The 24,199-nt window shown below is 40.7% G+C and carries 18 protein-coding genes and 1 tRNA gene; 14 read left to right on the top strand and 5 right to left on the bottom strand.

Annotation, left to right across the window (positions count from 1 at the left end):
* Window positions 1-40: 40 nt before the first annotated feature.
* The gene (locus tag K358_RS0104855; protein ID WP_027695760.1) at window positions 41-2,278 is read left to right on the top strand and encodes a right-handed parallel beta-helix repeat-containing protein; all 2,238 of its coding nucleotides are present in this window, start codon (window positions 41-43) and stop codon (window positions 2,276-2,278) included.
* 422 nt (window positions 2,279-2,700) lie between these two features.
* On the opposite strand, the gene K358_RS0104850 is transcribed toward K358_RS0104855, so the two are convergent.
* Genes K358_RS0104850 through K358_RS0104840 form a run of 3 tightly spaced genes read right to left on the bottom strand, consistent with a single transcriptional unit; the run spans window position 2,701 to window position 6,947 of the window.
* Window positions 2,701-4,680, bottom strand: coding sequence for a TRAP transporter large permease (locus K358_RS0104850; protein WP_083962751.1), 1,980 nt, complete (start codon window positions 4,678-4,680; stop codon window positions 2,701-2,703).
* Between the two features lie 56 nt (window positions 4,681-4,736).
* A complete protein-coding gene (gene dctP, locus K358_RS18090) occupies window positions 4,737-5,717 on the bottom strand; it encodes a TRAP transporter substrate-binding protein DctP (RefSeq protein WP_051241191.1) in 981 nt (326 codons plus the stop codon).
* Window positions 5,718-5,762: 45 nt separating this feature from the next.
* On the bottom strand, window positions 5,763-6,947 hold the full coding sequence (locus K358_RS0104840) for a glycoside hydrolase family 88 protein (protein ID WP_051241190.1): 1,185 nt from the start codon (window positions 6,945-6,947) through the stop codon (window positions 5,763-5,765).
* A gap of 378 nt (window positions 6,948-7,325) precedes the next feature.
* Here K358_RS0104840 and K358_RS0104835 point away from each other — a divergent pair, with 378 nt between their 5' ends.
* The 12 genes from K358_RS0104835 to K358_RS18085 all read left to right on the top strand — a co-directional run bounded on the left by K358_RS0104835 (window position 7,326) and on the right by K358_RS18085 (window position 20,760).
* The gene (locus tag K358_RS0104835; protein ID WP_027695757.1) at window positions 7,326-8,381 is read left to right on the top strand and encodes a LacI family DNA-binding transcriptional regulator; all 1,056 of its coding nucleotides are present in this window, start codon (window positions 7,326-7,328) and stop codon (window positions 8,379-8,381) included.
* Window positions 8,382-8,401: 20 nt separating this feature from the next.
* Entirely contained in the window at window positions 8,402-10,231 is a 1,830-nt protein-coding gene (locus K358_RS0104830; RefSeq protein WP_051241189.1) for a DUF2264 domain-containing protein, read from the top strand.
* A 279-nt stretch (window positions 10,232-10,510) separates the two neighbouring features.
* Entirely contained in the window at window positions 10,511-11,968 is a 1,458-nt protein-coding gene (gene rhaB, locus K358_RS0104825) for a rhamnulokinase (protein ID WP_027695755.1), read from the top strand.
* 11 nt (window positions 11,969-11,979) lie between these two features.
* Window positions 11,980-13,239: an L-rhamnose isomerase gene (locus K358_RS0104820; protein ID WP_038149706.1), complete on the top strand. Its 1,260-nt coding sequence runs from the start codon at window positions 11,980-11,982 to the stop codon at window positions 13,237-13,239.
* A 63-nt stretch (window positions 13,240-13,302) separates the two neighbouring features.
* Window positions 13,303-13,629, top strand: a complete 327-nt coding sequence (gene rhaM / locus K358_RS0104815) for an L-rhamnose mutarotase (protein ID WP_027695753.1) — start codon at window positions 13,303-13,305, stop codon at window positions 13,627-13,629.
* Between the two features lie 78 nt (window positions 13,630-13,707).
* Window positions 13,708-14,538, top strand: coding sequence for a rhamnulose-1-phosphate aldolase (gene rhaD, locus K358_RS0104810; RefSeq protein WP_027695752.1), 831 nt, complete (start codon window positions 13,708-13,710; stop codon window positions 14,536-14,538).
* A gap of 189 nt (window positions 14,539-14,727) precedes the next feature.
* Window positions 14,728-15,534 (top strand): helix-turn-helix domain-containing protein, encoded by an 807-nt coding sequence (locus K358_RS0104805; protein WP_027695751.1) that lies wholly within the window; start codon window positions 14,728-14,730, stop codon window positions 15,532-15,534.
* Between the two features lie 278 nt (window positions 15,535-15,812).
* Window positions 15,813-16,805: a TRAP transporter substrate-binding protein gene (locus tag K358_RS0104800; RefSeq protein WP_038149704.1), complete on the top strand. Its 993-nt coding sequence runs from the start codon at window positions 15,813-15,815 to the stop codon at window positions 16,803-16,805.
* A gap of 61 nt (window positions 16,806-16,866) precedes the next feature.
* The gene (locus K358_RS0104795) at window positions 16,867-17,388 is read left to right on the top strand and encodes a TRAP transporter small permease (RefSeq protein ID WP_027695749.1); all 522 of its coding nucleotides are present in this window, start codon (window positions 16,867-16,869) and stop codon (window positions 17,386-17,388) included.
* Complete coding sequence (locus K358_RS0104790; RefSeq protein ID WP_027695748.1) at window positions 17,381-18,688, top strand: TRAP transporter large permease; 1,308 nt, start codon at window positions 17,381-17,383, stop codon at window positions 18,686-18,688. Before K358_RS0104795 ends, K358_RS0104790 begins: the two co-directional genes overlap by 8 nt.
* An 18-nt stretch (window positions 18,689-18,706) precedes the next feature.
* Entirely contained in the window at window positions 18,707-19,849 is a 1,143-nt protein-coding gene (gene bglB, locus K358_RS0104785) for a beta-galactosidase BglB (RefSeq protein WP_027695747.1), read from the top strand.
* A gap of 104 nt (window positions 19,850-19,953) precedes the next feature.
* Entirely contained in the window at window positions 19,954-20,760 is an 807-nt protein-coding gene (locus K358_RS18085) for a dienelactone hydrolase family protein (RefSeq protein ID WP_169716283.1), read from the top strand.
* 115 nt (window positions 20,761-20,875) lie between these two features.
* Here the strand turns inward: K358_RS18085 and K358_RS0104775 are convergent.
* Together K358_RS0104775 and K358_RS0104770 are read right to left on the bottom strand one after the other, a co-directional pair.
* Window positions 20,876-20,950 (bottom strand) — tRNA-Gly (locus tag K358_RS0104775).
* Window positions 20,951-21,185: 235 nt separating this feature from the next.
* The gene (locus K358_RS0104770; protein WP_038149702.1) at window positions 21,186-22,268 is read right to left on the bottom strand and encodes an AI-2E family transporter; all 1,083 of its coding nucleotides are present in this window, start codon (window positions 22,266-22,268) and stop codon (window positions 21,186-21,188) included.
* Between the two features lie 310 nt (window positions 22,269-22,578).
* Here K358_RS0104770 and K358_RS18770 point away from each other — a divergent pair, with 310 nt between their 5' ends.
* Window positions 22,579-24,168, top strand: coding sequence for a pectate lyase family protein (locus K358_RS18770; protein WP_051241187.1), 1,590 nt, complete (start codon window positions 22,579-22,581; stop codon window positions 24,166-24,168).
* Window positions 24,169-24,199: the final 31 nt, after the last annotated feature.

The raw sequence follows: 24,199 nt of genomic DNA, 5'->3' as shown, positions 1-24,199 counted from the left end.
TCCTACAAATGGAAACTCTTTTTGCTATAAGGATATAACAATGAAACAGAAAACCCTCACTGCATTAATTGCCTTAACCTTAAGCCCTTTTGCTTCTGCTGCTCTACCTGATGTGAATTCCCTAGAATGGCATGCGGTTACTTTTGGCCAATCAACCGATCTGAACTTCGGATCCACTATTTTGCCGGATAAAGTCGGCACCAACCAAGTCACGGTAGATGGTAAAAAAATCACTTCTGGCGCGCTTGAAAAACACTTCACGATTGAAAGTCGTGGCGGCAAACTTGCCAACTCTCACGAAGGGGTGACTTACTACTACACCGCACTCCCGACTGATGTGAATTTTACTATTTCAGCTACGGTAACGCTCGATCAACTTGGCCCTGAAACTGACGCCACACCAAACCGTCAAGAAGGTGCGGGCATCATGGTAAGAGATGTCGTCGGTAAACCAAGAATGGACCCTCAACCACAAGGTATGGAAGAATTTCCAGCGGCTTCTAACATGGTTATGAACGTATTTCGTGCCAATAAAAAAGGCGAAGCAAACGGGCTAACCAATATCAATGGTAACTATCGTGAAGGGATTTACCACCCATGGGGAACCGGTGGCAATAAAATGTCACGAGATGAATACCTTAAAGGCGTAAAGTTTGGTGAATCTATCGCTTATAAAATGTCAGTCACTCGTACCGACGATACTTTTGAAGTGAGCTTTAATGATGGCAAGACAACTAAAACCGTTCCGCTTGAAGGCGCACCGGCTAACCTAGTTGAAATACAAGATCCAGACACCCAATATGTCGGTTTTTTTGCCTCACGTAATGCCAAAATATCAGTATCCGATGTGGATTTAAAACTATCGGAAGCGAACACTAAAGATGCAGAAAAATATCAAGCGCCACAAAACCCACTGGTGTTTGAAAATGCATCATCTGAGCACACCGCCGATTCTGATTACTACATTCAAGCTCGCGCCAACTACGCCGGTACTTTTGCCGTCACGCAAGATGGCAAGGAATTAGTATCAGGCAAAGAAATTAAAGCTGGCGAACTGTTTAGCTACGAAGCGGATATCGATAAAGCTTCAGCGAACTTTGAAATCACTTTTACGGCTACTGAAGGCCCAGATCTCAAGCCTCAAGTTCACAAACTCACTGTGACTAAATCTATCATTGATAACCCAATGAAGATCTACGTGAGCCCTAAAGCGACGGCTGCGGGTGATGGTAGTGAAGGCAAGCCGGTTAACCTAGAAACAGCATTGCAACTACTGGCTCCAGGCGGCACTATCTACCTAGAAGATGGTGATTACCCTGCCACAACCATTCCAGCTGAGGCGAGCGGTGTTGACGGTAAAGAAAAGTCGTTAGTCGCACTTGGCGAAAACGTACGCTTTAAAGGTGCAGTCAACCACGAAGCGCATTACTGGCATTATAAAAACATTGAAATAACCGAAGGCCAATTCACGGTTTACGGCAGCCACAATACTTTTGAAAAAATGGAGACGCATGGCGCGCCAGACACCGGCTTCCAAATTACCTCTCCAGAAGGGATTGGTCGTGCGTTATGGGCAAGCTATAACACCGTAATTGATAGTGAAAGCTACAACAACATGGATAAATCACGCATCAATGCCGATGGTTTTGCCGCTAAAATGCGTGTTGGTGATGGTAACACCTTTATCCGCTGTATCTCTCACCACAATGCCGATGACGGCTGGGATCTCTTCAACAAAGTAGAAGATGGCCCGAATGGTGTTGTCACTATTTTAGATTCTATTGCCTTTAAAAATGGTCAAACCCTCGATTATCCAAATGAAGGTGGCACTATTGGTAATGGCTTTAAGCTAGGTGGCGAAGGGCTTCCTGTTGCCCACGTAATCAAAAATAGCCTAGCTTTTGCCAATAACATGGATGGCTTTACAGATAACTTCAACCCTGGTTCGTTAACGGTAGAAAACAACGTATCGATTGATAACAAGCGCTTTAATTACCTATTTCGTTTAAGCCCATACTCGGATGAGATTAAGCAAGGTGCGTTTAGTGATAATACCTCGCTACGCTTCTACCAAACTAGCAAATACGATGATTCAGTTAGCTTTGATACCTCAGTAGATAACGCTTTCTACAAAGACGGTAAAACACAATTTACTGACGATAACAGCATCAAACCTGAACTGCTTGAAAAGATTAAACAAGCAGCCAAAATTGATGACTCAAAACCTATGCCTGGCCGTGATGAAGCATTGGCATTGAAGGCACTACTAAAACCTTAATAGAGCCTTAATCCATTTTAATGTTTCACTAACCCCCATAGCTAAATATAAGCTTTGGGGGTTACTCTTATCTTTTCAATAGTAAAGTCATTCTAGATCCATTTCCCCGCCATATTCATGCTCACTACCCTCGATACAAAGATAATGAGATCACTCCGCCTTTCGTTCTAAGCAGCTATCGACAAACTCAGCAGTATCAATACCCACCATCTGATTAAAATGAACATCACCAATAAGCACTCATATTCCCAACTAGATTTAGTCACATCGTACAACACGCTTATTCAAAACAGAAAACCACCATAGGAAGTGAAAGACTTCACCCACCTTATAAAAAAACAAGCCTGACTTGGAGAGTGTTCCAAATCAGGCCTGCTTGTATGTTGCCACTTATACTATGGCAACTTATTTAACCTTAGGTATTATTTAATAATGCCAAACAACTTAGGTAAATATAAACTCAGTTCAGGAATAAAGACGATAAAGAAAGCACCTATAATTTGTAGCGCAAATATCGGTAATATTGGTTTTATCACCTCAGAGATGCTGGTTTCGTTAATACTACAAGAAACAAACAATACTGGGCCAACAGGCGGTGTCACAAGGCCAATTGAAAGTGTATAAACAATAATGATACCGAAATGAATAGGGTCGATACCCATTGAATAAGCAATTGGATAAAATATCGGTGTAAAAATCAATATAGCGGGTGTCATATCCATAAACACCCCTACAATAATCAAAATCACCACCATCATTGCTAGCACAACATTAGTGTTATCACTAAAGCCAATCAAAAAGTCCGCAATGGTTTCAGGAATACTGGCAAACGTCATACTCCAACTCATCAAGCCTGAACAGGCAATCAAGAAGAAAATAATCGCGGCCGTCATTGATGTGTTAAATAGAATATCAAAGCACTTTTTAAGGGTTAAACTCTTATAAAAGAGAGCTAAAATAAAGCTGTATAGTACCGCAATACCAGAAGCTTCAACTGCAGTGAAAACACCGCCAATAATACCCACCATAATAATGATAACCAATGACAACGCAGGTAAAGCATCTGCTAATGTCTTCAAATATACCGATACCGCAACAGGCTCTTTATCTCCTTTATAGTTTAAGCGTTTGGCATAGACATAAGCCATGATCATTGCGCTACCGGCAAGCATTAACCCTGGTATATAACCGGCAACAAACAAGCCTGCAATCGAGGCACTGCCACCAATTAATAAAGAATAAAGGATAAAAATACCTGTTGGCGGGATCATCATGCCGGAGGTAGAAGACGTCGCATTTAGTGCTGCCGTTATACCTCGGTCATACTTTTGCTCTTTTGCCATTGGAGAAACAATACCACCAATCGCTGTTGATGCAGCAAGCGCTGAACCAGAAATCGAACCAAATAAAATATTACCGAGTATATTAGCTTGCCACAAAGTACCTGGAATACGTTTACCAAGTAGCATTGCTAAGTTAATTAACCGATGAGCAATGCCCCCTTGATTCATAATATTACCGGCAAGGATAAAAAATGGCAGAGCAAGAAAACCAAAGTTATCCAGTGAACCAAATACCTTTTCACCAACCGTAGCAACTAAATCTGGAGTTTCAATAAACAAAGATAATGTAATCATGCCAGAAAAAGCCAAACCTAAAGCGATGGGAGTTCCGACAATCAAGAAAAAGAAAAAACTCGTGAATAATACAATAGTTGAAAACAACTCTAAATAATCAAATGTCCAGTCTTCATAAGTCGACGTCGAACGAAACCACATCCAACAAGCAGAAACGATGACAATAAAAACTGTCGATTGGATAACGGCAATTAGAGTGTTTTTATTAATGCCTTGCTCATTTAAGAAATGCATTAGCGAGTTCACTACGATCAGAAAACCAGCAATACAAATGACAGACTGAAACAGGCCAATAGAAATCCCTAGCATCGGAGTTTCAAAGTTAACATTTTTGCTCACTGCAACCGTGCCACCTATCAACATAATCAAGCCATAAATGATGGTCACTATGGTATTAAATGCACTTAAAGCTCTTTGATTAGAGGCTGATAAATAATCATTAATTAAAGGCAGGTTTAAGTGACGTCCGTGTAAACAAGCCACTCCCGCCCCTAAAATACCCAACCAGATCAATGAATAACGAAGAATTTCCTCACTAATAGAACTAGGAGACCCCAGTACATACCTTGATAATACTTGGTAAACAATCATTACACTCATTAGCACCAGCAATAGTACTAATAAACTACTCGTGACTTTAAATAAGCCATTTACAACGTGATTTGCTGTTGAAAACCATTTAGGAACATCGTGTTCACTAGGTTGGACAACTGTAGATTCAACAGAGGATGTTTTATTAGATTTAGAATCAATAATGACAGACATGGGGAACTCTCTCTTAGCATAAGAGGAGCACTAAAGCCCCTCTTATTCCAACTCTATTATTTTAAGATGGCCATAATTTCGCTATAAGCTTCAGCAGTATCTGGGTTTTGTTCAAAAGTTTTATAGAAATCTGCAAATTTTTTCTTTAATTCATGTTTATCAACATCCAAAATTTTCACATCAAACTTTTCTTCCGCTAATTTGACCGATTTAGTCTGATCTTCTTTTACTAGATCGATCGACTTATCACTGATGTCTTTCATGATATTTCGAATGATTACTAGGTCTTCTGGTGAAACTTTTTTCTTCATGCGCTCACTCATCACAATTAAATCTGTTAAGCGTACATGTTCCGTGCGAATACCGTAGGTCGCAATTTCACCATAATTAGAATCCCAAAATGCTGATAGATTCATATCTGCGCCATCAACGATGCCTTGTTGCATCGCAGGATAAACATCACCAAAGTTCATAGGGATAGGGTTTACACCAATAATTTTTAAAGACTGAATAAAGGTTTTGCTATCCATTGAACGGATCTTCAACTTACCGATCTCATCCAAAGAGTTCACCGGCTTGGTGGAAATGATGCTACGAAAACCATTACTAATATAACCAAATGATTCAAAACCACTTTCTTCAGTAGAGCTATACAATTTATTTTGAACATAATCACTGTTCATGACTTTCCGATAATCTTCTACCGTTTCAAATAGGTATGGCATATTCAGAACACTATAAGCCGGTTCGATATTTTCTAATGTCGCACTACCCACCAAGCCAAAATCAATAATGCCGGTTTGGATCTGTTGCAAATACTCTTGCTGGCTACCTAGTGAACCACTCCAGAAAACACGAACGCGTACACGTTTATCTGTTTCTTTACCAACTCGGTCCGCAAACTCTTTAATTAACTGACCAGAGATAGTGCCATCTGGTGGGGTATTGGTAGCAAAACGCAAGGTTGCAGCACTCGCAAATGTCGATGTTGCCGTTAAAATAGATAATGTTGTTGTTAGTAATATTTTTTTAAACATGATTCTCATCCCTTATTATTGATCTAGTGTTTTTATTGGATTTTACTAATTCCAATACGAGTTCCATTCTTTATTTAGACGAGTTAATGCTTCCATGTAGAAATAATCTCCCCATGAAACACATTCATCAACGCCCTCTTCAGTACACGTATTAAATGGTGTTTTTTTAGAATAAGTGCCGTGCAGAACCAAACCATTCGATTGATTGATATCTTTAACGGCATAATTGGTATATACGCTATAAATAAGTTTTCGTGCTATTGAACGATATAACTGAGCTTGTTCTTTATCGACAAGAGATGCCATTTCCAATAAGCCACAAGCCGCAATCGATGCCGATGAGGTATCTCGTGGTTCATCAGTGCCTGAAGTGAAAGAAAGATCCCAATATGGAACAAGATCCTCAGGTAAATGCTGAAAGAAATACTGCGTAACCGTCTCAAACGCCTGTAAATATCGTTCATCTTTTTCATTTTTATAAGCTAAAGCAAAACCATATATTCCCCACGCTTGCCCCCTAGCCCAGGCGGATTCATCACTATACCCCTGGCAAGCAGAACCTCGAACTGGCCCACCCGTTACTGGATCCATAAAGAATGTATGATAGGTCGAGCCATCTTCACGAATGATATTCTCTAGCGTGGTTTTAGTATGGGTTGAGGCAATTTGGCGATACTTCTCTTGTTTAGTTTCCTCAGCGGCCCAATGAAGTAGTGGCACATTCATCAAACAATCGATAATAAAACGGTAATTATCCCTTTCATCCATTGCTCCCCAAGCCTGAATAAATCCGCCTTTGGGTTGATAACGGTCAATCAAGGCATCTGCTCCTAAAATAGCAGACTCACGCGCCAAATCGCTCCCTGTCAGCTTCCAGGCGGAAACACAAGCTGGTGTGAATAAAAAGCCTAAGTCATGGTGCTCAATTTCAACTTTATTGAGGATTCGTTGATTGAAGCTTTCAACTTGAACCAACCCCGATTCTTTAAACACTTCATCTTGAGTATTTTCATAAGCGAGCCAAATGGTTCCTGGCCAAAAACCAGAGGTCCAATGATCATTCTCACACGCTTGGTAAAAGTTATTAATGCTCGAATGCATTTGGCTTGAATGGGTAAAAGTAGATAGGTTGTGCTTGATTATTTCACAAGCATTGGATAAAGCTTCTGCTACACCTTGCTGATCAATTGTTGGATGTTGTTGGAAATCGATTGAAAACTGGATAGCCATTATCATTCTCTCTTAAATAGTACAGAGCTTTATTCTTTCGCCACTCTGTTTTGCATTTCATTTACCTACATTTTTATTAAAACCCCATTTTAATTCTGAGATGAAAGTCTCATTCGAGTTGCCAATTTCACTCAATGAAAAACTTACAATAAGAATAATTACCAACAAACAATAAAAAAGTCAGGATTAACCACATAACCTATTGTTTAATAGTTTCTTTTAATTTAATGACTTTTGTATAAAAACAAACGCTACGATGAAAAACATTTCATTTTGTGATTCCTTTATCAGATTAACTAATTGGTCATAAATTTAATTGAAATATTATGACTTGTGTTTATAAAGTAAGCACATCTGCATTTACTAGAGAATGTATTCATGGGAAAAAAAGTGACACTACAAGAGCTAGCCAAACAATCTGGAACCTCTATCGCAACAGTGTCTAGAGTGCTAAATAACTCAGAATTAGTGAGTGATGAAACCAGAAGCATTATTAATCAAGCTATTGAAAAAACAGGGTATAAAAAACAGAAACGGTTAGCTGTACTTTCTCAGCTAGGTAAAATAGCCATTATTGCTAACGATGATGTGGAAACACCATCAAGCTTTTATAACTCCATACTTTCTGGATTAAAATTCGAAGCTAATCGCCTATCCATTGAATTCGAGCTTTTACTCACGAGTCAAATAGCTAACTTTGATAAATACCATCAATACCTATCCTCTTTCGATGGTATCTTGCTCATTGGTCTAGAAAATCCTCTGACCTTAGAGTACTTAAGAAAGCATAACCTTCCTGTGCAAATCATTAATGGCGTCGATAGCCTCATGCAATTTTCGAGTATCTCTCCAGATTATGAACAAGGTGGTTACTTAGCCGGCCAGTACTTTTTAAACCGATCGCTCACTAAACCTAAGTTACTTACGGCGAACTTAAGGCAATCGATCTATCAAAGACAGCAAGGTTTCATGCGTGCTTATCATGAGGCTGGTAATGAATTAGATTTAACTCATCAAATTATTGATTTATTAGAAGTATCAAAAACCATTTCTCCTGAGCTCCATCATAAAATAATGAACAATAATGCTGGAGCGGATTTTGGTGCAGGCAAGCTACTGCCGACTCTCATTGAAAATGGTTATTTCGATGATTGTGACTCTGTTTTTTGCATCTGTGACATGATGGCAATCTCATTAATACAATCATTGAAAAGTCATGGCGTACGAGTCCCAGAAGATATTTCCGTTATAGGTTTTGATGATCTTGAAGTGTCTAAAATTATCACCCCCAATCTCACCACGATTCAAATTAACTACATCGATTTAGCGAAACAAGGGTTAGCCATGTTAATCCATAAAATTAATCATGGAACAGTCTGTTCTGTACGCTCAAACCTATCCGTTGAACTCATCGAACGTAACTCGGTAAAATAACTATAACTCGGTAAAAAGCTATGACTTACGCACAACCTCTCTCTTCACAACAGATACAAGCGCTACTAGATGAGCCAACCAAATCAAACCTTAGCTTGGTTCTTAATAGCCTGCTCTTGCCTGCAGCTCAATTTTCCACGCCAGATTCAAGCGGCTTAAAATTAGGTAGTACATCAGCGCTTTGTCCTGAACCCGTCGCTCAAATGGAAGGTTTAAGCCGTTTATTCTGGGGAATATTTCCAAGTCTTGCAGGTTCAAACAACAACATAGACCTCTCTGCCCTTATTCAAGCAGTAAAGCAGGGAACAAACCCTGATAACTCCGAGTATTGGGGAGATATCGGCGTGATAGATCAAAGAGCGGTAGAAGCTGCAGTCTATGGTTTCGGGTTCTGTCTTGCCCCAGACCAAATAAAATCCATGTTTGATCAGCAATCTTTAGACAACTTAGTCAATTGGTTAGCTCAAACCGCCGATTGTGAAGTTGCAGATAGTAATTGGCGATTCTTCCCAATTTTAATCCAAATCGGCTTTATGAGAATGGGGCTAGAGTACGATCAAGCCTGTATTGAACGACATTTTGCTGAAATTGAAAAAATGTACTTAGGAAACGGTTGGTATAGTGATGGCCCTGGCCGACCTAAAGACTATTACATTTCGATGGGCTTTCATTTTTATAGTTTATTGTATGTGAAATTCATGGCTGAACGTGATCCTGAACGCTGTAAAGTATTACTGCAACGCGCTGAAAAATTTTCACACGACTACATAACACTATTTTCCCCTCTAGGAGATAGTGTTCCATTTGGCCGTAGCTTAACTTACCGCTTTGCCCATGTTGCTTACTGGAGTGCGATGATTTATGTCGGCAGCACCGCGCAAACACTAGGAGTGATGAAAGGGATCATATTGCGCAATCTACGTTGGTGGTTCAATCAAGAGTTTCTTAATAACCAAGGTATTATGACTATCGGCTACTCCTACTCCAATCTTATTATGGCCGAAGATTATAACGGCCCAGGTTCACCTTACTGGTCATTGAAAACTTTCTTATTTCTGGCCTTCGATGATCAACACCCATTTTGGCAATGTGACGAAGAAACCCTGCCTTTCATCGATAAGCCTACAGTCATTCCCGAAGCAGGAAAAATTGTCTTTCAACAACCCCAACATAATCACAATTGGTTTTTAACTTCTGGGCAATTAGAGCTTAATAACTACGTCAATACAGAGAGTAAATACACCAAATTTGCTTATTCCAATAAATATGGTTTCTGTCTTGATCGTGGTCGATTCGGCCTGAGACACACCCCTATTGATTCCATGCTCTATTTATCAGAAAAAGACGAATATTTTCGAGGTCGACGAGATTGCCAGAAATTATCAATCACTAATGATTATATTTATAGCCGCTGGCTACCGTGGCATGACGTGACAATTGATACCTGGTTACTTGGAGAAGCCGACTTTCAAATTCGTGTACATAAGATCACCAGTAACCGAGAATTAGATGCAGTAGAAGGAGGATGGGCTATACCGGCCAGTCAGGTGATAAACCCTAAAACAACAGACAATCTTGCCTACTGCCAATATCAAGAATATGACCACTTTATTGAATCCATTGCCAGCAGCAATAGTTCTGGTTTTTTTCAACAAACGCCGCCAAATAGCCATTTACTTTTCTCTGAACAAGCGGCTATCCCTGCATTAAAATCTGCCATTCCGAAAGGCACAACCTGGCTAGTCTCTGTGATAGGCAGCGATTGTGAATACTCGAAACAACCAGACATTATCTTTAACCAAGATTCAAAAACCATTTCATGGCGAGACAAATTGATTACACTCATTTAAACGCATCGAACTCATTTCTACCTTCATCACGATTTAACCTATCGACCACCTTTGATTATTTTAAGGTGGTCGTTTTACATAGGAACTTGAAGCTAACCAATCTGCCTAGATTAATTTTGCACAGTCATCATTTACCTTCTATAGCATCGTCAATTTGTGATGCAGTTTAACCACCACTCTAAAAAACAGACAACATCCCTTTCCTCTTGTCTTTTTCGTTAAGTTTTTCTTAAGCCAAATATCCGAAGATATCAGCATCAAAGAAAGAAGGTGATTCTGATGTCTAAAAAAGTAATTGCTGTCGATTTAGGTGCGTCAAGTGGCCGTGTGATCTTAGGTTGCACAGACCAACACCAAATTGAATTATCTGAAATACATCGTTTTGAAAATAAGCTCGTTCAGCGTAATGGACACGACTGCTGGGACTTAAACTTTTTACTCGACAATATTAAACAAGGTATCGATAAAGTCTTAAAGCAAGGAATTAAACCCGATTCTATTGGCATCGATACTTGGGGTGTTGATTTTGTGTTACTCGACAAAGATGGCCAAGAACTGGGTGATTTTGTTGCCTATCGTGATGCTCGCACCCAAGGTGTAATGGAGAGTTTCCTGAGCAATACCGTGAGCAAGCAAGACGTTTACGTGGAAACTGGCATTCAATTTTTACCTTTTAATACTCTTTATCAATTGATTGCTTTAAAACAACAAAATCCAAATTGGCTGACACAAGTTAATCGCCTGCTATTTATTCCAGACTACCTCAATTATCGTTTAACCGGTGTGCAAAACTGCGAATACACCAATGCTTCCACCAGCCAGTTGCTTCATTGCCATAATAAAAGTTGGAGTGAACATCTACTGGAATGCATTGATATTCCTCGCTCGTGGTTACTTGAGCCGAAATTACCGAATCATGTGATTGGTCACTACTCGGTAAGCAATCAGAACATTCCGGTTGTTTCGGTTGCCAGTCACGATACAGCATCGGCGGTCGCAGGCGCACCGTTAGCCTCACCAAGCACTGCTTTTTTAAGCTCTGGCACTTGGTCATTAATGGGCATTGAACGCCCAGAGCCCATTATTAATGCGACCTCAACAGCACTCGAACTCACCCATGAAGGTGGTGCTGATGGTCGTTACCGTATTCTTAAAAACATCATGGGCTTATGGCTTGTTCAACGCTTACAAGCCGAGTTTTCAGAATTCACCTTTCCACAGTTAGTTGAAATGGCCAAACTCGTTCCTGCCTTTCGCTCTGTGATTAATCCAGATGAACAACGTTTTCTCAATCCAGGCTCAATGCGCGCTGAGATCCAAAACTACTGCCGTGAAACCAATCAACCTATTCCTGAAACGATAGCTGAGTTATCACGCTGTGTTTACGACAGCTTAGCCCTCAAGTATCGCAGTGTATTCTGTGACCTACAACGAGTGAGTCGTGTTGAGCTTGACTCCATTCATATTATTGGCGGTGGTGCTAATAATACGTTTTTAAACCAGTTGTGTGCAGATGTCTGCCAAGTACCCGTACAGGCGAACCCAACGGAAGCGTCATCGCTTGGCAATATTATCGGCCAATTAGTCGCGCTCGATGAAATTGCCAATATCGATGAAGGTCGCGAATTAATTCGTCAATCGTTCCCCATTGAACACTACACACCACACACCATTCCTGAATTAAATAAGGCTGTGACAATTTTCACACAGCTATTAACGCTTACTGCAAGTAAATAAGGCTTACTCACATGAATAGAACTGATATTGAAACAGCTTACCAAATTGCGAAAAAACAATTCGCTGAACTGGGCATTGATACCGATAAAGCTATTGAAAAAGTGAATGACATTCCAATTTCGATTCACTGCTGGCAAGGCGATGATGTGCGTGGCTTTGAAAGCCCAGAAAAAGAATTAAGTGGCGGCATTCAAGCAACCGGTAACTATGTTGGCCGTGCAACCAACGCCACTCAACTACGTCAAGATCTAGATAAAGCCTTTAGCTTAATTCCAGGCGCAAAACGCTTGAATTTACATGCGATTTATCTTGAATCCGATACGCCGGTTGACCGAGATAAGATCGAGCCTAAACACTTTGCAAATTGGGTAGAGTGGGCGAAGAAAGGCCAAATCGGTCTAGACTTTAACCCTTCTTGTTTCTCACATGCATTAAGTGAAAATGGCATGACGCTCTCTCACCCAGATGAAAAAGTACGCCAATTCTGGATTGATCACTGTAAAGCGAGCCGCCGCGTGTCTGAATACTTCGGTAAAGAACTCGGCACGCCATCTGTGATGAACATTTGGGTACCGGATGGCATGAAAGATATGCCAGCGGATCGCCTAGCGCCACGTCAACGTCTAATGGAATCTCTTGATGAAATCATCTCTGACAAGATTGACACCAAGTACCACAAAGATGCAGTAGAAAGTAAGTTATTCGGTATAGGCGCAGAAGCTTACACCGTTGGCAGCAACGAGTTCTACATGGGCTACGCCACTTCTCGTGACATTCTACTATGTCTCGATGCCGGTCACTTCCACCCAACAGAAGTGATTTCAGACAAGATCAGTGCATGCTCACTTTACGTCAATGAATTCATCCTACACGTGACTCGCCCAATGCGTTGGGACAGTGACCATATCGTGTCATTCGATACTGAAACTCAAGAAATCGCCAAAGAAATTGTACGCCATAACTTATTTGACCGCGTCAATGTTGGTTTGGATTTCTTTGATGCTTCCATCAACCGCATTGCAGCGTGGGTGATTGGTACTCGCAATATGCGCAAAGCCCTATTAAAAGCACTACTAGAGCCAAGCGATCACCTTAAACAACTTGAACTTGATGGTGATTACACTTCGCGCTTAGCGTTATTAGAAGAAGGTCATTCTATGCCTTGGGCTGCGGTATGGGACTACTACTGCATGCGTAATGAAGTGCCTGTCGGAACGCAATGGCTACAAGATGTAAAAGCCTACGAAGAAGAAACGCTGCTCAATCGTTAATAGCAATAATAAACACTATTGGGTTAGTCAGCGGCTAACCCAATCAGCATTTGTGAGGACACAATGTCAAAACCACTCATCCGTAAAGCGTTTGTCATGCAGGTCAACCCAGACAGTCATGCTGAATATAAAAAACGCCACGATGAAATTTGGCCAGAGTTGGTTGAAGTATTAAAGGCCCATGGTGGACATAATTATTCCATCTTTCTTGAGCCGAACACCCATCAACTTTTTGGCTATGTCGAAATTGAATCAGAACAAGCTTGGAATGAGGTTGCCAATACTGACACCTGCCAAAAATGGTGGGCTTATATGGCCGACATCATGAAAACCAATGATGACAAGTCTCCTTGCTCAACGGAGATTACAGAAGTCTTCCATTTAGATTAATCAACAAATAACCAAAGTGGTCTCTTATCAAGTGATCACTTTTCTCAATTTAAACCCTGTTTATAAAAGGTTTAGGATATGACAACCACACAAGTTTTTTTAAACGACGCCGTTAAGAATGAAATCGCCAAAGTATCAGAAACCGCACAATACCTATGGCAACGCGAATGGGCAGAACGGAACGGCGGGAATATTTCCGTCGACATTACTGACATTTTTGGCGAGCTTCCGGCTAGCCTAGATAGCTTCCCACACTGCACGCTTTCTATGGTTGGTGATGATTGCTTCCCAAGAGACAGTGCTGGACATATCTTCTTTGTAAAAGGCACTGGTGAGCGCATTCGTGAATTAGATCAGCCAGAGCTTGCTGGTTGTATTTTACGTATTGATGATGACGCTTACGGATACCACATTTTGTGGGGTGGCCGTGACCTACCGGATTATGCGCCAACCAGTGAGTTCATTTCTCACGTTGAAATCATCATGCAAAAACAACAAGCAGGTTTACCCGATCGTTGCGTGGTACACACTCATCCTATTGAACTGATTGCCCTATCACATCATCCTAAATACGCTCATGATGAAGAGCTATATACGCATGTATGCTGGCAAATGATCCCAGAAGTTCGCGCGTTTGTTCCTCGCGGTATCGGTATTGTTCCTTACTGCATGCCTGGCAGCAAAGTGATGGCAGATGGCACGAAAGAAAAGCTCGCCAAACATGATGTGGCAATTTGGGAAAAACATGGCGCAGTGGCAACCGGTGTTGACGCGCTTACCGCCTTTGATTTTATTGATGTAGCCAACAAAGGTGCAAAGTTATTCCTAATGTGTCTAGCAAGCGGCTATGAACCAGAAGGTGTCACTAAACAAGCCATGCAAGATTTAAAAGAAACATTTGGATTATAACCGCTACAAACGAAGTGAACTTATCAGGCAGTGTTTGATCCGCACTGCCTAACTTTATTGTTAAAACTCCTTACCTTGATCACAAAATAAAAAATTAATGAAAAGGCATTTCATTTAATAGAATCTCATCAAAGTAATTTCCTATTAGGTTCAATAGTCTTGTCCATCGCTTGATAGGAGGGGATCAATATGTATCAACTAACCAGTGACGAGTTTTTTACTAATTCAAACAAAGCCATTGCGACCGAAATCAGAACACCACAGGAAAACTTTCCTGAACACTCTCATGATTTTCAAGAGCTAATCATTGTGTCAAAAGGCACTGGTACACATGTAATAAATGATACGCCTAACAATATTTCCAAAAACCAGGTGTGTTTTGTCGATCCTCAAGACCGCCACCTATTTGAAAACGTCGATAGTCTTTATCTGTCCAATATCTTATTTCGTAAAGATTCCATCTATATGCCAGCAGGCCTCAAAGACTACATTCCAGGTAGTGATAGCGAACAAAAAAGCTGGCACATTAATACTAGTTCGATGGAAAAAATCGACCCATTAATCAAAATGCTAGACCGTGAACTTCACTCCCAGACCACTGGTTCTGAACTGATGGCTCAAGCTCTTTTTCAACAGCTCATTGTTGAACTACACAGAGGCAAACTCAACCCAATAGAAACCGCAGGCATGGATGATAAGGTCATGCAGGTAATGGAATGGTTAAAACATAATTACAGCGAAGAATTCAACATTGATGAAATTTCAGATAGGTTTCAGCTTTCAACTAGAACACTCAGCAGAAAAATAAAACAAATTACCAATTTGTCCTTCAATAACTACTTACACCAAGTACGCATTAACAATGCCATCCAAATGCTGCAGTATTCCGATTTATCCATCACTGATATCGCGTTTAAAGTGGGCTATTCCGACAGTAACTACTTCAGTACCAAATTCAAAAAAGTCACTCAAAAGTCACCATCTGATTATCGATAAGAATCGTGATTCATTCTAAAAATATCTTCACAAAAGAAGACAATATATCACCATTTTATTTTCTCTTCTTTTGTGAATCCAACCTGACAATCTCGCCAAAAAAGACAAAGCAAAGTTAAGGTTGGCATTTTTGCAAAGGTTGCTTCCCTCCCCCTATGACAAGATAACACTACTTTAGTAAAGGTTATGCCAAACCGTAAAGTGGCATAGTAGTCAGGTGTATCAATGTCGCCTGTATGCGATATAACTGAAAATATAACAATAATGTGGAGAACCTTATGTTTCCTAAAAACCTCATATATAAAGTATTAGTTGGTACTGCCGTATTAATGCCTTTAGCTTCAACCGCTTCAGCTGAGACCATCTTAAAACTCGCTTATGCCGAAAATAGCCAGCCGGTCAAAGATGCTTTGAAATACATAGGTGAAGCTGTTGAAAAGAAAACCGATGGTGAAGTTAAAATTCAATACTTCCCCGACGCACAACTCGGTGGTGAACGTGAACTGGTTGAAATGACCCAAGTTGGCGTCGTTGATATCACTAAAGTCTCTTCGGGACTACTTGAAAGCTTCTCTCCTGTTTATGGTGTCTTTTCTCTCCCTTACCTTTTTAATGATCAAGAAAGCTTTTATAAGGTGATGGAAGACCCAAGCATTATGGATCAAGTTTATCAGTCAACCGAATCAATGGGCTTTACTGGTGTGGGTTGGTATGACTCTGGTGCTCGAAGCTTTTATATGACTAAAGGGCCAATTGAGAAAGTCTCTGACCTTAAAGGTAAAAAAATTCGTGTCATGCAAAGTGAAACGTCAATTCGAACAATGGAATTACTTGGCGCATCTCCTATCGCAATGAGCCAAGCCGAAGTCTATACCTCATTGCAGCAAGGCATTTTAGATGGTGCGGAAAATAACGAATTTGTACTGACCATTGCTCGTCACGGTGAGGTTGCTAAATACTATAGCTATGATGAGCACACTCGTATACCAGATGTCATCTTAATGAGTAATACCACTAAGATGAAGTTGACTCCCGATCAACTCAAAGCACTTGAAGAGGCCATCCAAGAATCAATCGAAATTGAAAAACAAGCTTGGTCAATTGAGATGGCAAAAACGCGCAAATTAGCGGAATCGGAGTTTGGTGTAACCTTCAATAAAGTTGAGCATGCTCCTTTCCAAAAAGCAGTACAACCTATCTATAACGACTTAAAGAAAAAACCTGAGCTGTTCAAATTATATGAACAAATTCAATCAGCTCAACATAACTAAATAACAATACAGGGAGGGAAAAACCTTTTCCCTTCCACCTCCTATGCTGTTTGAGGCTGTTATGAACAAAATTAGATACATACTCGATAAAACCATCGAAATATTTGGTGGCTCGTTACTGTTTATTATGGTGTTAGTCGCTTGCTGGCAGGTGATCAGTCGCTATATTTTTAATTCCCCGAGTACTTTCTCGGAAGAATTTTTACGCTTTTCATTAGTGTGGTTATCGGTCATTGGTCTTGCTTATGTTTCAGGTAAACAAGAACACATTAGCCTAACTTTATTCTTGGATAAATGCCCTAAAACGCTAGTCCATATTTGGCAAATTATACTGCAGGTTATCTTTATTGCATTTGCAATTTATATTTTGATCATTGGCGGAATGAAAGTAGTAAATAATGCCATGATGCAGGTATCCCCTGTCCTACAAATCCCTATGGGTAAAGTTTATTACGCCTTACCAATCTCTGGCGTGCTTACCATTGTTTATAGCGTACTCAACATTATTGATTATGTTGCTCAACATAAAACTGAAACAAGCTATCCCTCTTCAGCAGCAGTAATGGGAGAGAAAAATGATTGATCCAATTTACGCAGCAACGCTTTTAGTGTCTGTATTTGTCGTCTTACTGATACTTGGCACCCCAATTGGTTTATGTATTGTCATCGCTTCTGGTGCAACCATTATGTTGGTATTGCCATTCGATGTCGCGATGTTCTCTACCGCGCAAAAAATGTTCTCCAGCTTAGATAGCTTTGCCTTATTAGCCGTGCCTTTCTTTATCCTCTCGGGGGTAATAATGAATAACGGTGGTATTGCGACCCGGCTAGTTAACTTTGCCAAGCTATTTACTGGCCGAGTACCTGGCTCATTGTCTTACACTAATATCGCAGGCAACATGATGTTCGGGGCAGTCTCGGGCTCGGCGATTGCCGCCTCTACCTCAATTGGCGGTGTAATGATCCCAATGAGTGCAAAAGAAGGTTATAACCGTAACTTTGCCTCTGCGGTAAACATTGCTTCTGCGCCAACTGGAATGCTTATTCCACCAACAACCGCATTCATTCTATATGCTCTTGCGAGTGGCGGAACATCGATTGCCGCACTATTTGCTGGCGGCTTAGTCGCTGGTAGCTTATGGGGTATTGGTTGTATGGCTGTTACCTACTTCGTGGCTAAAAAGAATAATTACACAGTCTTTTTTCCATTACAAAAAGGGATGGCATGGAAAGTAACCAAAGATGCTTTACCTAGCTTATTACTGGTCGTCATTGTTGTAGGTGGAATCGTTCAAGGTATTTTTACAGCAATAGAAGCGTCTGCTGTTGCGGTTATTTACACTGCATACCTAACATTGGTCTTATATAAAACATTAAGTATCAAACAGTTACCGGGGATATTAGTTCAAACCTTTGTCATGACGGGCATCATCATGTTCTTGCTTGCGACATCGTCTGCAATGTCATTCTCAATGTCCATAACAGGTATTCCAGGAGCATTAAGTGCAATGCTGCTTGGTATATCCGATAACCCACTAGTCATCTTAATGGTAGTCACCATATTCTTACTTGTGGTCGGTGCCTTCATGGATATTGGTCCCGCTATTTTAATATTTACGCCAATCCTACTACCAATTATGAAACAGATTGGTGTAGATCCTGTCCATTTCGGAATCCTCATGGTTTACAACCTTGCGATTGGAACGATAACTCCGCCAGTCGGCAGTGGCTTATACGTTGGGGCAAGCGTTGGTAAAGTAAAAGTCGAAGATGTTATCAAGCCTTTAATTCCGTTTTATATTGCGATCATTTTAGTGTTAATGATTATCACTTATTCACCAAACGTCACTTTATTCTTACCAAGATTACTTGGTGTTATGTAATTTTCAGAGGTCTCTCACATGCAAGTTTTTCCAGTAAAACACAGTAAGTTACTCGCTCGCGTTGAACGTCCGCATCCGCGTAGCCATGTTATTAAACAAATTGATAAACTGATCAATAACCTTATTAATATTAAAGATGAAACTGGTGAGTTCTTACTTCACCTTGATGACGGCAGAACCATTGATACCAAAGGTTGGGCTGGTTGGGAGTGGACCCACGGCATTGGCCTTTACGGTATGTATAAGTACTACCAACAAACCAATGACCAAGCAGTTGTGAAAATCATTGATGACTGGTTCAAAGACCGCTTTTCAGAAGAACAAGCCACCAAGAACGTCAATACGGTTTGCCCATTTTTAACCTTGGCTTACCGTTATGAAGAAACTGGCGATCAAAGCCTGCTGCCTTATTTAGAAACTTGGGCAGAGTACGTAATGCATGAGATGCCACGTACTGCTGGCGGTGGTATTCAGCACATTGTTTATAACAGTGAAAATACCCAACAAATGTGGGATGACACGCTGATGATGAGCGTGATGCCACTGACCAAAATTGGCCTTCTACTGAATAAACCTGAATATATTGAAGAAGCGAAATACCAATTCTTAACCCATATTCAATACTTGATGGATAACCAAACCGGCGCATGGTTCCACGGTTGGACGTTTGATGGACACCATAACTTTGCTAACGCTCGCTGGGCACGTGGCAACAGTTGGGTCACTATTGTTATTCCTGATTTCTTAGAGCTACTCGATTTACCAAAACACGACGCTTACCGTCGTCACCTAGAACACGTGCTATCACGTCAGGTAGAAATGTTAGCCGCTAGCCAAAATGAAAATGGTCTATGGACTACCCTACTTGATGATCCTGATTCTTACACTGAATCATCAGCGTCGGCAGGTTTTGCATACGGTATTTTGAAAGCGGCTCGCAAAGGCTACCTTGATGCTAAATACCTACCTATTGCTCACAAAGCAGTAGATAACTTAATCAGTGACTATATCAATGAAGATGGTGAGCTAATCAACACATCATTTGGTACTGCGATGGGCTCTGATTTGGATTACTACCGTAATATCCCATTAACCTCAATGCCTTACGGTCAAGCGATGGCGATATTGTGCTTATCTGAATACCTAAGAACCTACCTATAAATTAGAGCTTTAAGATTCAACACCGCCTTCTCATTGGGCGGTGTTTTTCATTCAACTGTAACCCATAACCATAGTCGCAATATTTTGATTTCATGGAGTTTAAAATGGAAAAGCACTTAGATCCGACAGCCGTATTTTGCTTATCTGATGGTAGTAATAATGTCTTACAAGGCCGCTATCCCGATAGAATCCATTCTCAAATTAACCGGTTAGAACTGCATAACTTTCAAGCGGATACACCAAAGGCACAAGCCTTGATTTATGCTGGCGGTGGCTATGTAGAACTTGTTCATGATAAAGAAGGATTGGAGATTGCTGAGTGGCTATCAAGTATCGGTATTGATGCCTATGTGGTAACACATCGCCTTCCTGGTACTAACAACGAATTAGGTGGCGTTTATCCAGCGGATATTGCGCTGCAAGATGGTTTAACCTGCCTAGAATTTCTTAAACAGCGTAACTCGTTACCTTTGCTTCATATTGGTTTATCTTCAGGCGGCCACCTAGCCGGCGTGATGGCGTGTCAAACTGATATAATTCAAGCTGCCGGAGCCTTGATCGCTTACGCCCCAATTAATGCCAATCATAAAGACTATAAATACCCACAAGGCAAACCAGACTACCCACCGGTTGAAAAACAAGACTTCTATAACTCATGGCCAATTGGAATCGAAACCGAGCCTCATGGCATTCCAGCAATTCCGGTATTTTTAGCCTACCCACTTCATGACCAAGCCGTACCAATTGACCACGCTTTAAACATGATAAAAACCGCTCACCGGACTGGCGGCGATGTTGAAGCTCATATTTATCCGCAAGCACCACACGGCTTTGCTTTACGGGATAAAAATGGCTCGCATGACCAATGGAGTCAAACAGCGGAAAGATGGATTGAGCGGGTATTGAAATAAATGAAAAGAGGTAAAACCTCAACCAATAGATGCACAAAATCACTCAATAAAGAGTGTCATTTATCAAATATTTATATTGGAATAATGTCGCTTGGAGAAATATAGCTAGAAGATTTGGAGCGTACGGCGGGAATCGAACCCGCATCATCAGCTTGGAAGGCTGAGGTAATAGCCATTATACGACGCACGCTTACTGGGTAAGCTGTCTTTGGAAGACGGGAGCTACTATGCCACAACCGAGAGAAAAAAAAAGCCCTTTTCTGCACATTTCTGTTTAAGTGCGCACAATATAATCAAATGGTTATAGATGAATCTCCTTCTCCATCGTTTATCTCATCCCTACAACTAAAAAGCCACTGATGCTAAATCGCTATCAGTGGCTATTCGTTTAGCGTCTTAAACTAAATGGAATTATTCAAGCTAATTTATACGTTCTCGCTCTCTGCTTTTTCTGTATTGAGCCACACCGTAAATACGCCCCACCATAGTGACAACACCACTGCACCTAGGAATAAACCAATAATACCGGCAAACATCATCCCGCCTAATGAACCAATCACAACGATAGGCATAGGTACTAGAGAGCCACGCCCCATCAGCAATGGTTTTAGCACGTTATCAGCCAAACCTGCCAATAAACCCCACACGGTGAAAATAATAAATGAGGTTAAATCTGCGGTGAAATACATATAACCAAACAGTGGCAATAACGGCAAAATCGCAGGTAGTTGAGCAATACACAGCACCAATACCAATAAGCTAATTAGCCCAGCGGCAGGAATATGGAAGGTAAACAAGGCGGCACTGATAATCGCACTTTGAATAAACGCTACCCCGATAACGCCAACCAACACACTACGAATAATATTCGCCAACATATTGGCCCAATGCTTGCCATGTTCACCAGCACTACGCTCGAATACCTGAGTCACTACGTTCGAAATTGGCTCACTGGCGGCCATAAATACACCGGCGATCACCAATGATAATAAGAACATGATCAAACTACCTAGCCCGCTACCAAAGGTCGATAGCATTTTCGTCAGCACCATTTTGATCTGTGGCAGAAACTGAACCACCAGCTCTTTAATGTGCAGCGTTAAGTAGGTTAGCCCGTCAAAAATGCGCTCTCCAACTAGAGGCCACTCTTTGATTGCAACATTTGGTGTCCATGCTTTTAATTCCCCCGATGTCACCATGTTGGTCAAATACATCAAACCATCATAAATAGAGGTAGAGATCAGCGCGAAAGGAACAATCAAAATCAAAATACTAACGGCAGTGACAATGGTTGCGGCAACGGTACGATTGGCACGGATACGGTCAGTCAATATGTTCACTAAAGGGTTTAATGCGACGGCAATGATCGCCCCCCAAAGTACCGGTAAAATCAAAGGCTGAACAATGTGGTACGTGCCCCACACCAAAATAAAGATCAAACCGATACGGATGGCTGACTCGACCATGTTATTCACAAACACGCGAGAAGCTTCATCAATAGGTTTCATAGGGATATGTTCCTTTAAAAAAGAAGTCGAGAAAAATAACTTATTAAAAATATAGGTTATTCTACCCTTGAAAGTACTTGATTGTGACTTTTTTCACCCAATGGTGGAAATACTACATTAAAACTCAGAACTTATTGACTCACTCCTTCGCTCTCTCAATTAAAAACTTTTTGAACTTGATCATTAAATTTGGTCATTTTCTCGTCAAAACCATGTTCAATAGCAAATAAATAAAACATCGTTTTTAATTTATGGAAAGTAGGTTCTATAAATAGAATTCCTAATAATATTAACCTTATGGATGAGAATTATGAAAAAAATCGTACTAAGTTTAGCTGTTGCAACGGCATTAACTGGTTGTAAATGGGATATATCATCACTAGGTGCCGATGGATGGGCTGCGGTAGATGGCCCTGTCACCGGTGGTGAAGGATCAGAACAATCTGAGATATTTGTCGTCACAAATCGCCAAGAATTAATTACTGCTTTATACGGTTCAGAAGACGCAAGTTTAAGCAACGAACCTAGTCATGAATCAAAATTAATTTATATCAAAGGTACCATTGACCTTGCTGAAAACACCGCGGGCATTTCGGTGTCTGGTGATCAATTTATGCAAAGCTGTCCACAATCAGGCTATCAAGATTATGATGATTTTTATGCTGATTACCGCGACACCTACAATCCATTAGAGTGGAATAAACAAGATCTAGCGAGTAATGGCAGACCCATTCCCGTTCATGGTTTTTTAGAAGAGATGCGATCTTGCTTTCAAAAAGCTCAGCAAAACCACACTGTCTTTAAAGTCGGATCGAATACATCCATATTAGGTGTCGGTGAGAATCCAATTATTCAACACGGTAGTCTCGTTCTCGGAAATAGTTCAGCAGGTGCTGAGCCAGTAAAAAATATTGTAATTAGAAACATTACGTTTATTGATGCTTTCGACTATTTCCCCGCTTGGAGCCCTACCGATTCTTTCAAAATTGATAAAAACGAATTTGGCATTGGAAATTGCAGCGAAACTTACGTTAACGATGACGTTAACCCTGCTGGTTGTGAATCGATCTCTGGCGGCCGCTGGAACTCTGAGTATGATCTTATTACCGTTAATAACGCTCAAAATGTCTGGATAGATCATAATACCTTTAGTGATGGAACTCGTACGGATGATCAATTCCCACCGGTATTTGAAGCTCCATACAACCAAAAAGAACAAAAAGTTCAACATCATGATGGGTTAGTCGATATTACCAATGGCTCAACCAAGGTCACCGTTTCTTATAACATTTTTAAAGACCATGATAAGACCAACCTTTTAGGGGGAAGTGACTCTGCTAAACCTGAACTCAATTATGGCCCAGGCGCGATTGATGTCACCTTCCACCATAACTATTGGGAAAATACTGGTCAGCGCATGCCAAGAGTTCGTTTTGGTCGTGTTCATGTTTATAACAATTACTACAACCTAAATGCGAATGCTGAAGAAACAGTCTATAAGATGGGCGATGCGGTGATTTTAGGCACTGCATCTAAGATTTACTCTGAAAATAATGTCTTTAACATCAAAGGAACAGATAACTGGTCAAAAATCATCGGCTTCAGTTCTAAAACATCGAACCGAGATAAATGTACAGCAGCTGGGTATTCTGAAGCAGAATGTGGGACTTATTTCTATTCTTCTGGAAACTTTGTTAACGATGAAATCGTCGATTTAATGCCATTCGCGGTAGCTAAATCAGAAAGCTCCAGTGCAAATATGCCTGTGATAGCACTAAACCCTGAAGATCCTCAAGCATTTTGGATTCCATCATTTACTTATGATTATAAATTGAAGAAAGCGAAAAACTTGAAGAAATATGTCCTTAAGAATGCCGGTGCCGGTAATATTAAAGACTAGTATTCAGCTAAATGGAGGGCATCGTTCCCTC

Origin of the sequence: Vibrio litoralis DSM 17657, assembly GCF_000426765.1 — a bacterium.
Taxonomy (GTDB): domain Bacteria; phylum Pseudomonadota; class Gammaproteobacteria; order Enterobacterales; family Vibrionaceae; genus Vibrio; species Vibrio litoralis.
The sequence above is the reverse complement of the archived record's forward strand: the minus strand, read 5'-3'. Positions and strand labels throughout refer to the sequence as shown.

What these genes read in the sequence shown, in the direction of transcription:
- K358_RS0104835 (WP_027695757.1), top strand. Translation starts at nt 7,326, where the DNA reads ATGGGAAAAAAAGTGACACTACAAGAGCTAGCCAAACAATCTGGAACC.
- dctP (WP_051241191.1), bottom strand. Translation starts at nt 5,717, where the DNA reads ATGTTTAAAAAAATATTACTAACAACAACATTATCTATTTTAACGGCA.
- K358_RS0104850 (WP_083962751.1), bottom strand. Translation starts at nt 4,680, where the DNA reads ATGTCTGTCATTATTGATTCTAAATCTAATAAAACATCCTCTGTTGAA.
- K358_RS0104840 (WP_051241190.1), bottom strand. Translation starts at nt 6,947, where the DNA reads ATGGCTATCCAGTTTTCAATCGATTTCCAACAACATCCAACAATTGAT.
- K358_RS0104805 (WP_027695751.1), top strand. Translation starts at nt 14,728, where the DNA reads ATGTATCAACTAACCAGTGACGAGTTTTTTACTAATTCAAACAAAGCC.
- rhaM (WP_027695753.1), top strand. Translation starts at nt 13,303, where the DNA reads ATGTCAAAACCACTCATCCGTAAAGCGTTTGTCATGCAGGTCAACCCA.
- bglB (WP_027695747.1), top strand. Translation starts at nt 18,707, where the DNA reads ATGCAAGTTTTTCCAGTAAAACACAGTAAGTTACTCGCTCGCGTTGAA.
- rhaB (WP_027695755.1), top strand. Translation starts at nt 10,511, where the DNA reads ATGTCTAAAAAAGTAATTGCTGTCGATTTAGGTGCGTCAAGTGGCCGT.
- K358_RS0104770 (WP_038149702.1), bottom strand. Translation starts at nt 22,268, where the DNA reads ATGAAACCTATTGATGAAGCTTCTCGCGTGTTTGTGAATAACATGGTC.
- K358_RS0104830 (WP_051241189.1), top strand. Translation starts at nt 8,402, where the DNA reads ATGACTTACGCACAACCTCTCTCTTCACAACAGATACAAGCGCTACTA.
- K358_RS18085 (WP_169716283.1), top strand. Translation starts at nt 19,954, where the DNA reads ATGGAAAAGCACTTAGATCCGACAGCCGTATTTTGCTTATCTGATGGT.
- K358_RS18770 (WP_051241187.1), top strand. Translation starts at nt 22,579, where the DNA reads ATGAAAAAAATCGTACTAAGTTTAGCTGTTGCAACGGCATTAACTGGT.
- K358_RS0104820 (WP_038149706.1), top strand. Translation starts at nt 11,980, where the DNA reads ATGAATAGAACTGATATTGAAACAGCTTACCAAATTGCGAAAAAACAA.
- K358_RS0104795 (WP_027695749.1), top strand. Translation starts at nt 16,867, where the DNA reads ATGAACAAAATTAGATACATACTCGATAAAACCATCGAAATATTTGGT.
- K358_RS0104800 (WP_038149704.1), top strand. Translation starts at nt 15,813, where the DNA reads ATGTTTCCTAAAAACCTCATATATAAAGTATTAGTTGGTACTGCCGTA.
- rhaD (WP_027695752.1), top strand. Translation starts at nt 13,708, where the DNA reads ATGACAACCACACAAGTTTTTTTAAACGACGCCGTTAAGAATGAAATC.
- K358_RS0104855 (WP_027695760.1), top strand. Translation starts at nt 41, where the DNA reads ATGAAACAGAAAACCCTCACTGCATTAATTGCCTTAACCTTAAGCCCT.
- K358_RS0104790 (WP_027695748.1), top strand. Translation starts at nt 17,381, where the DNA reads ATGATTGATCCAATTTACGCAGCAACGCTTTTAGTGTCTGTATTTGTC.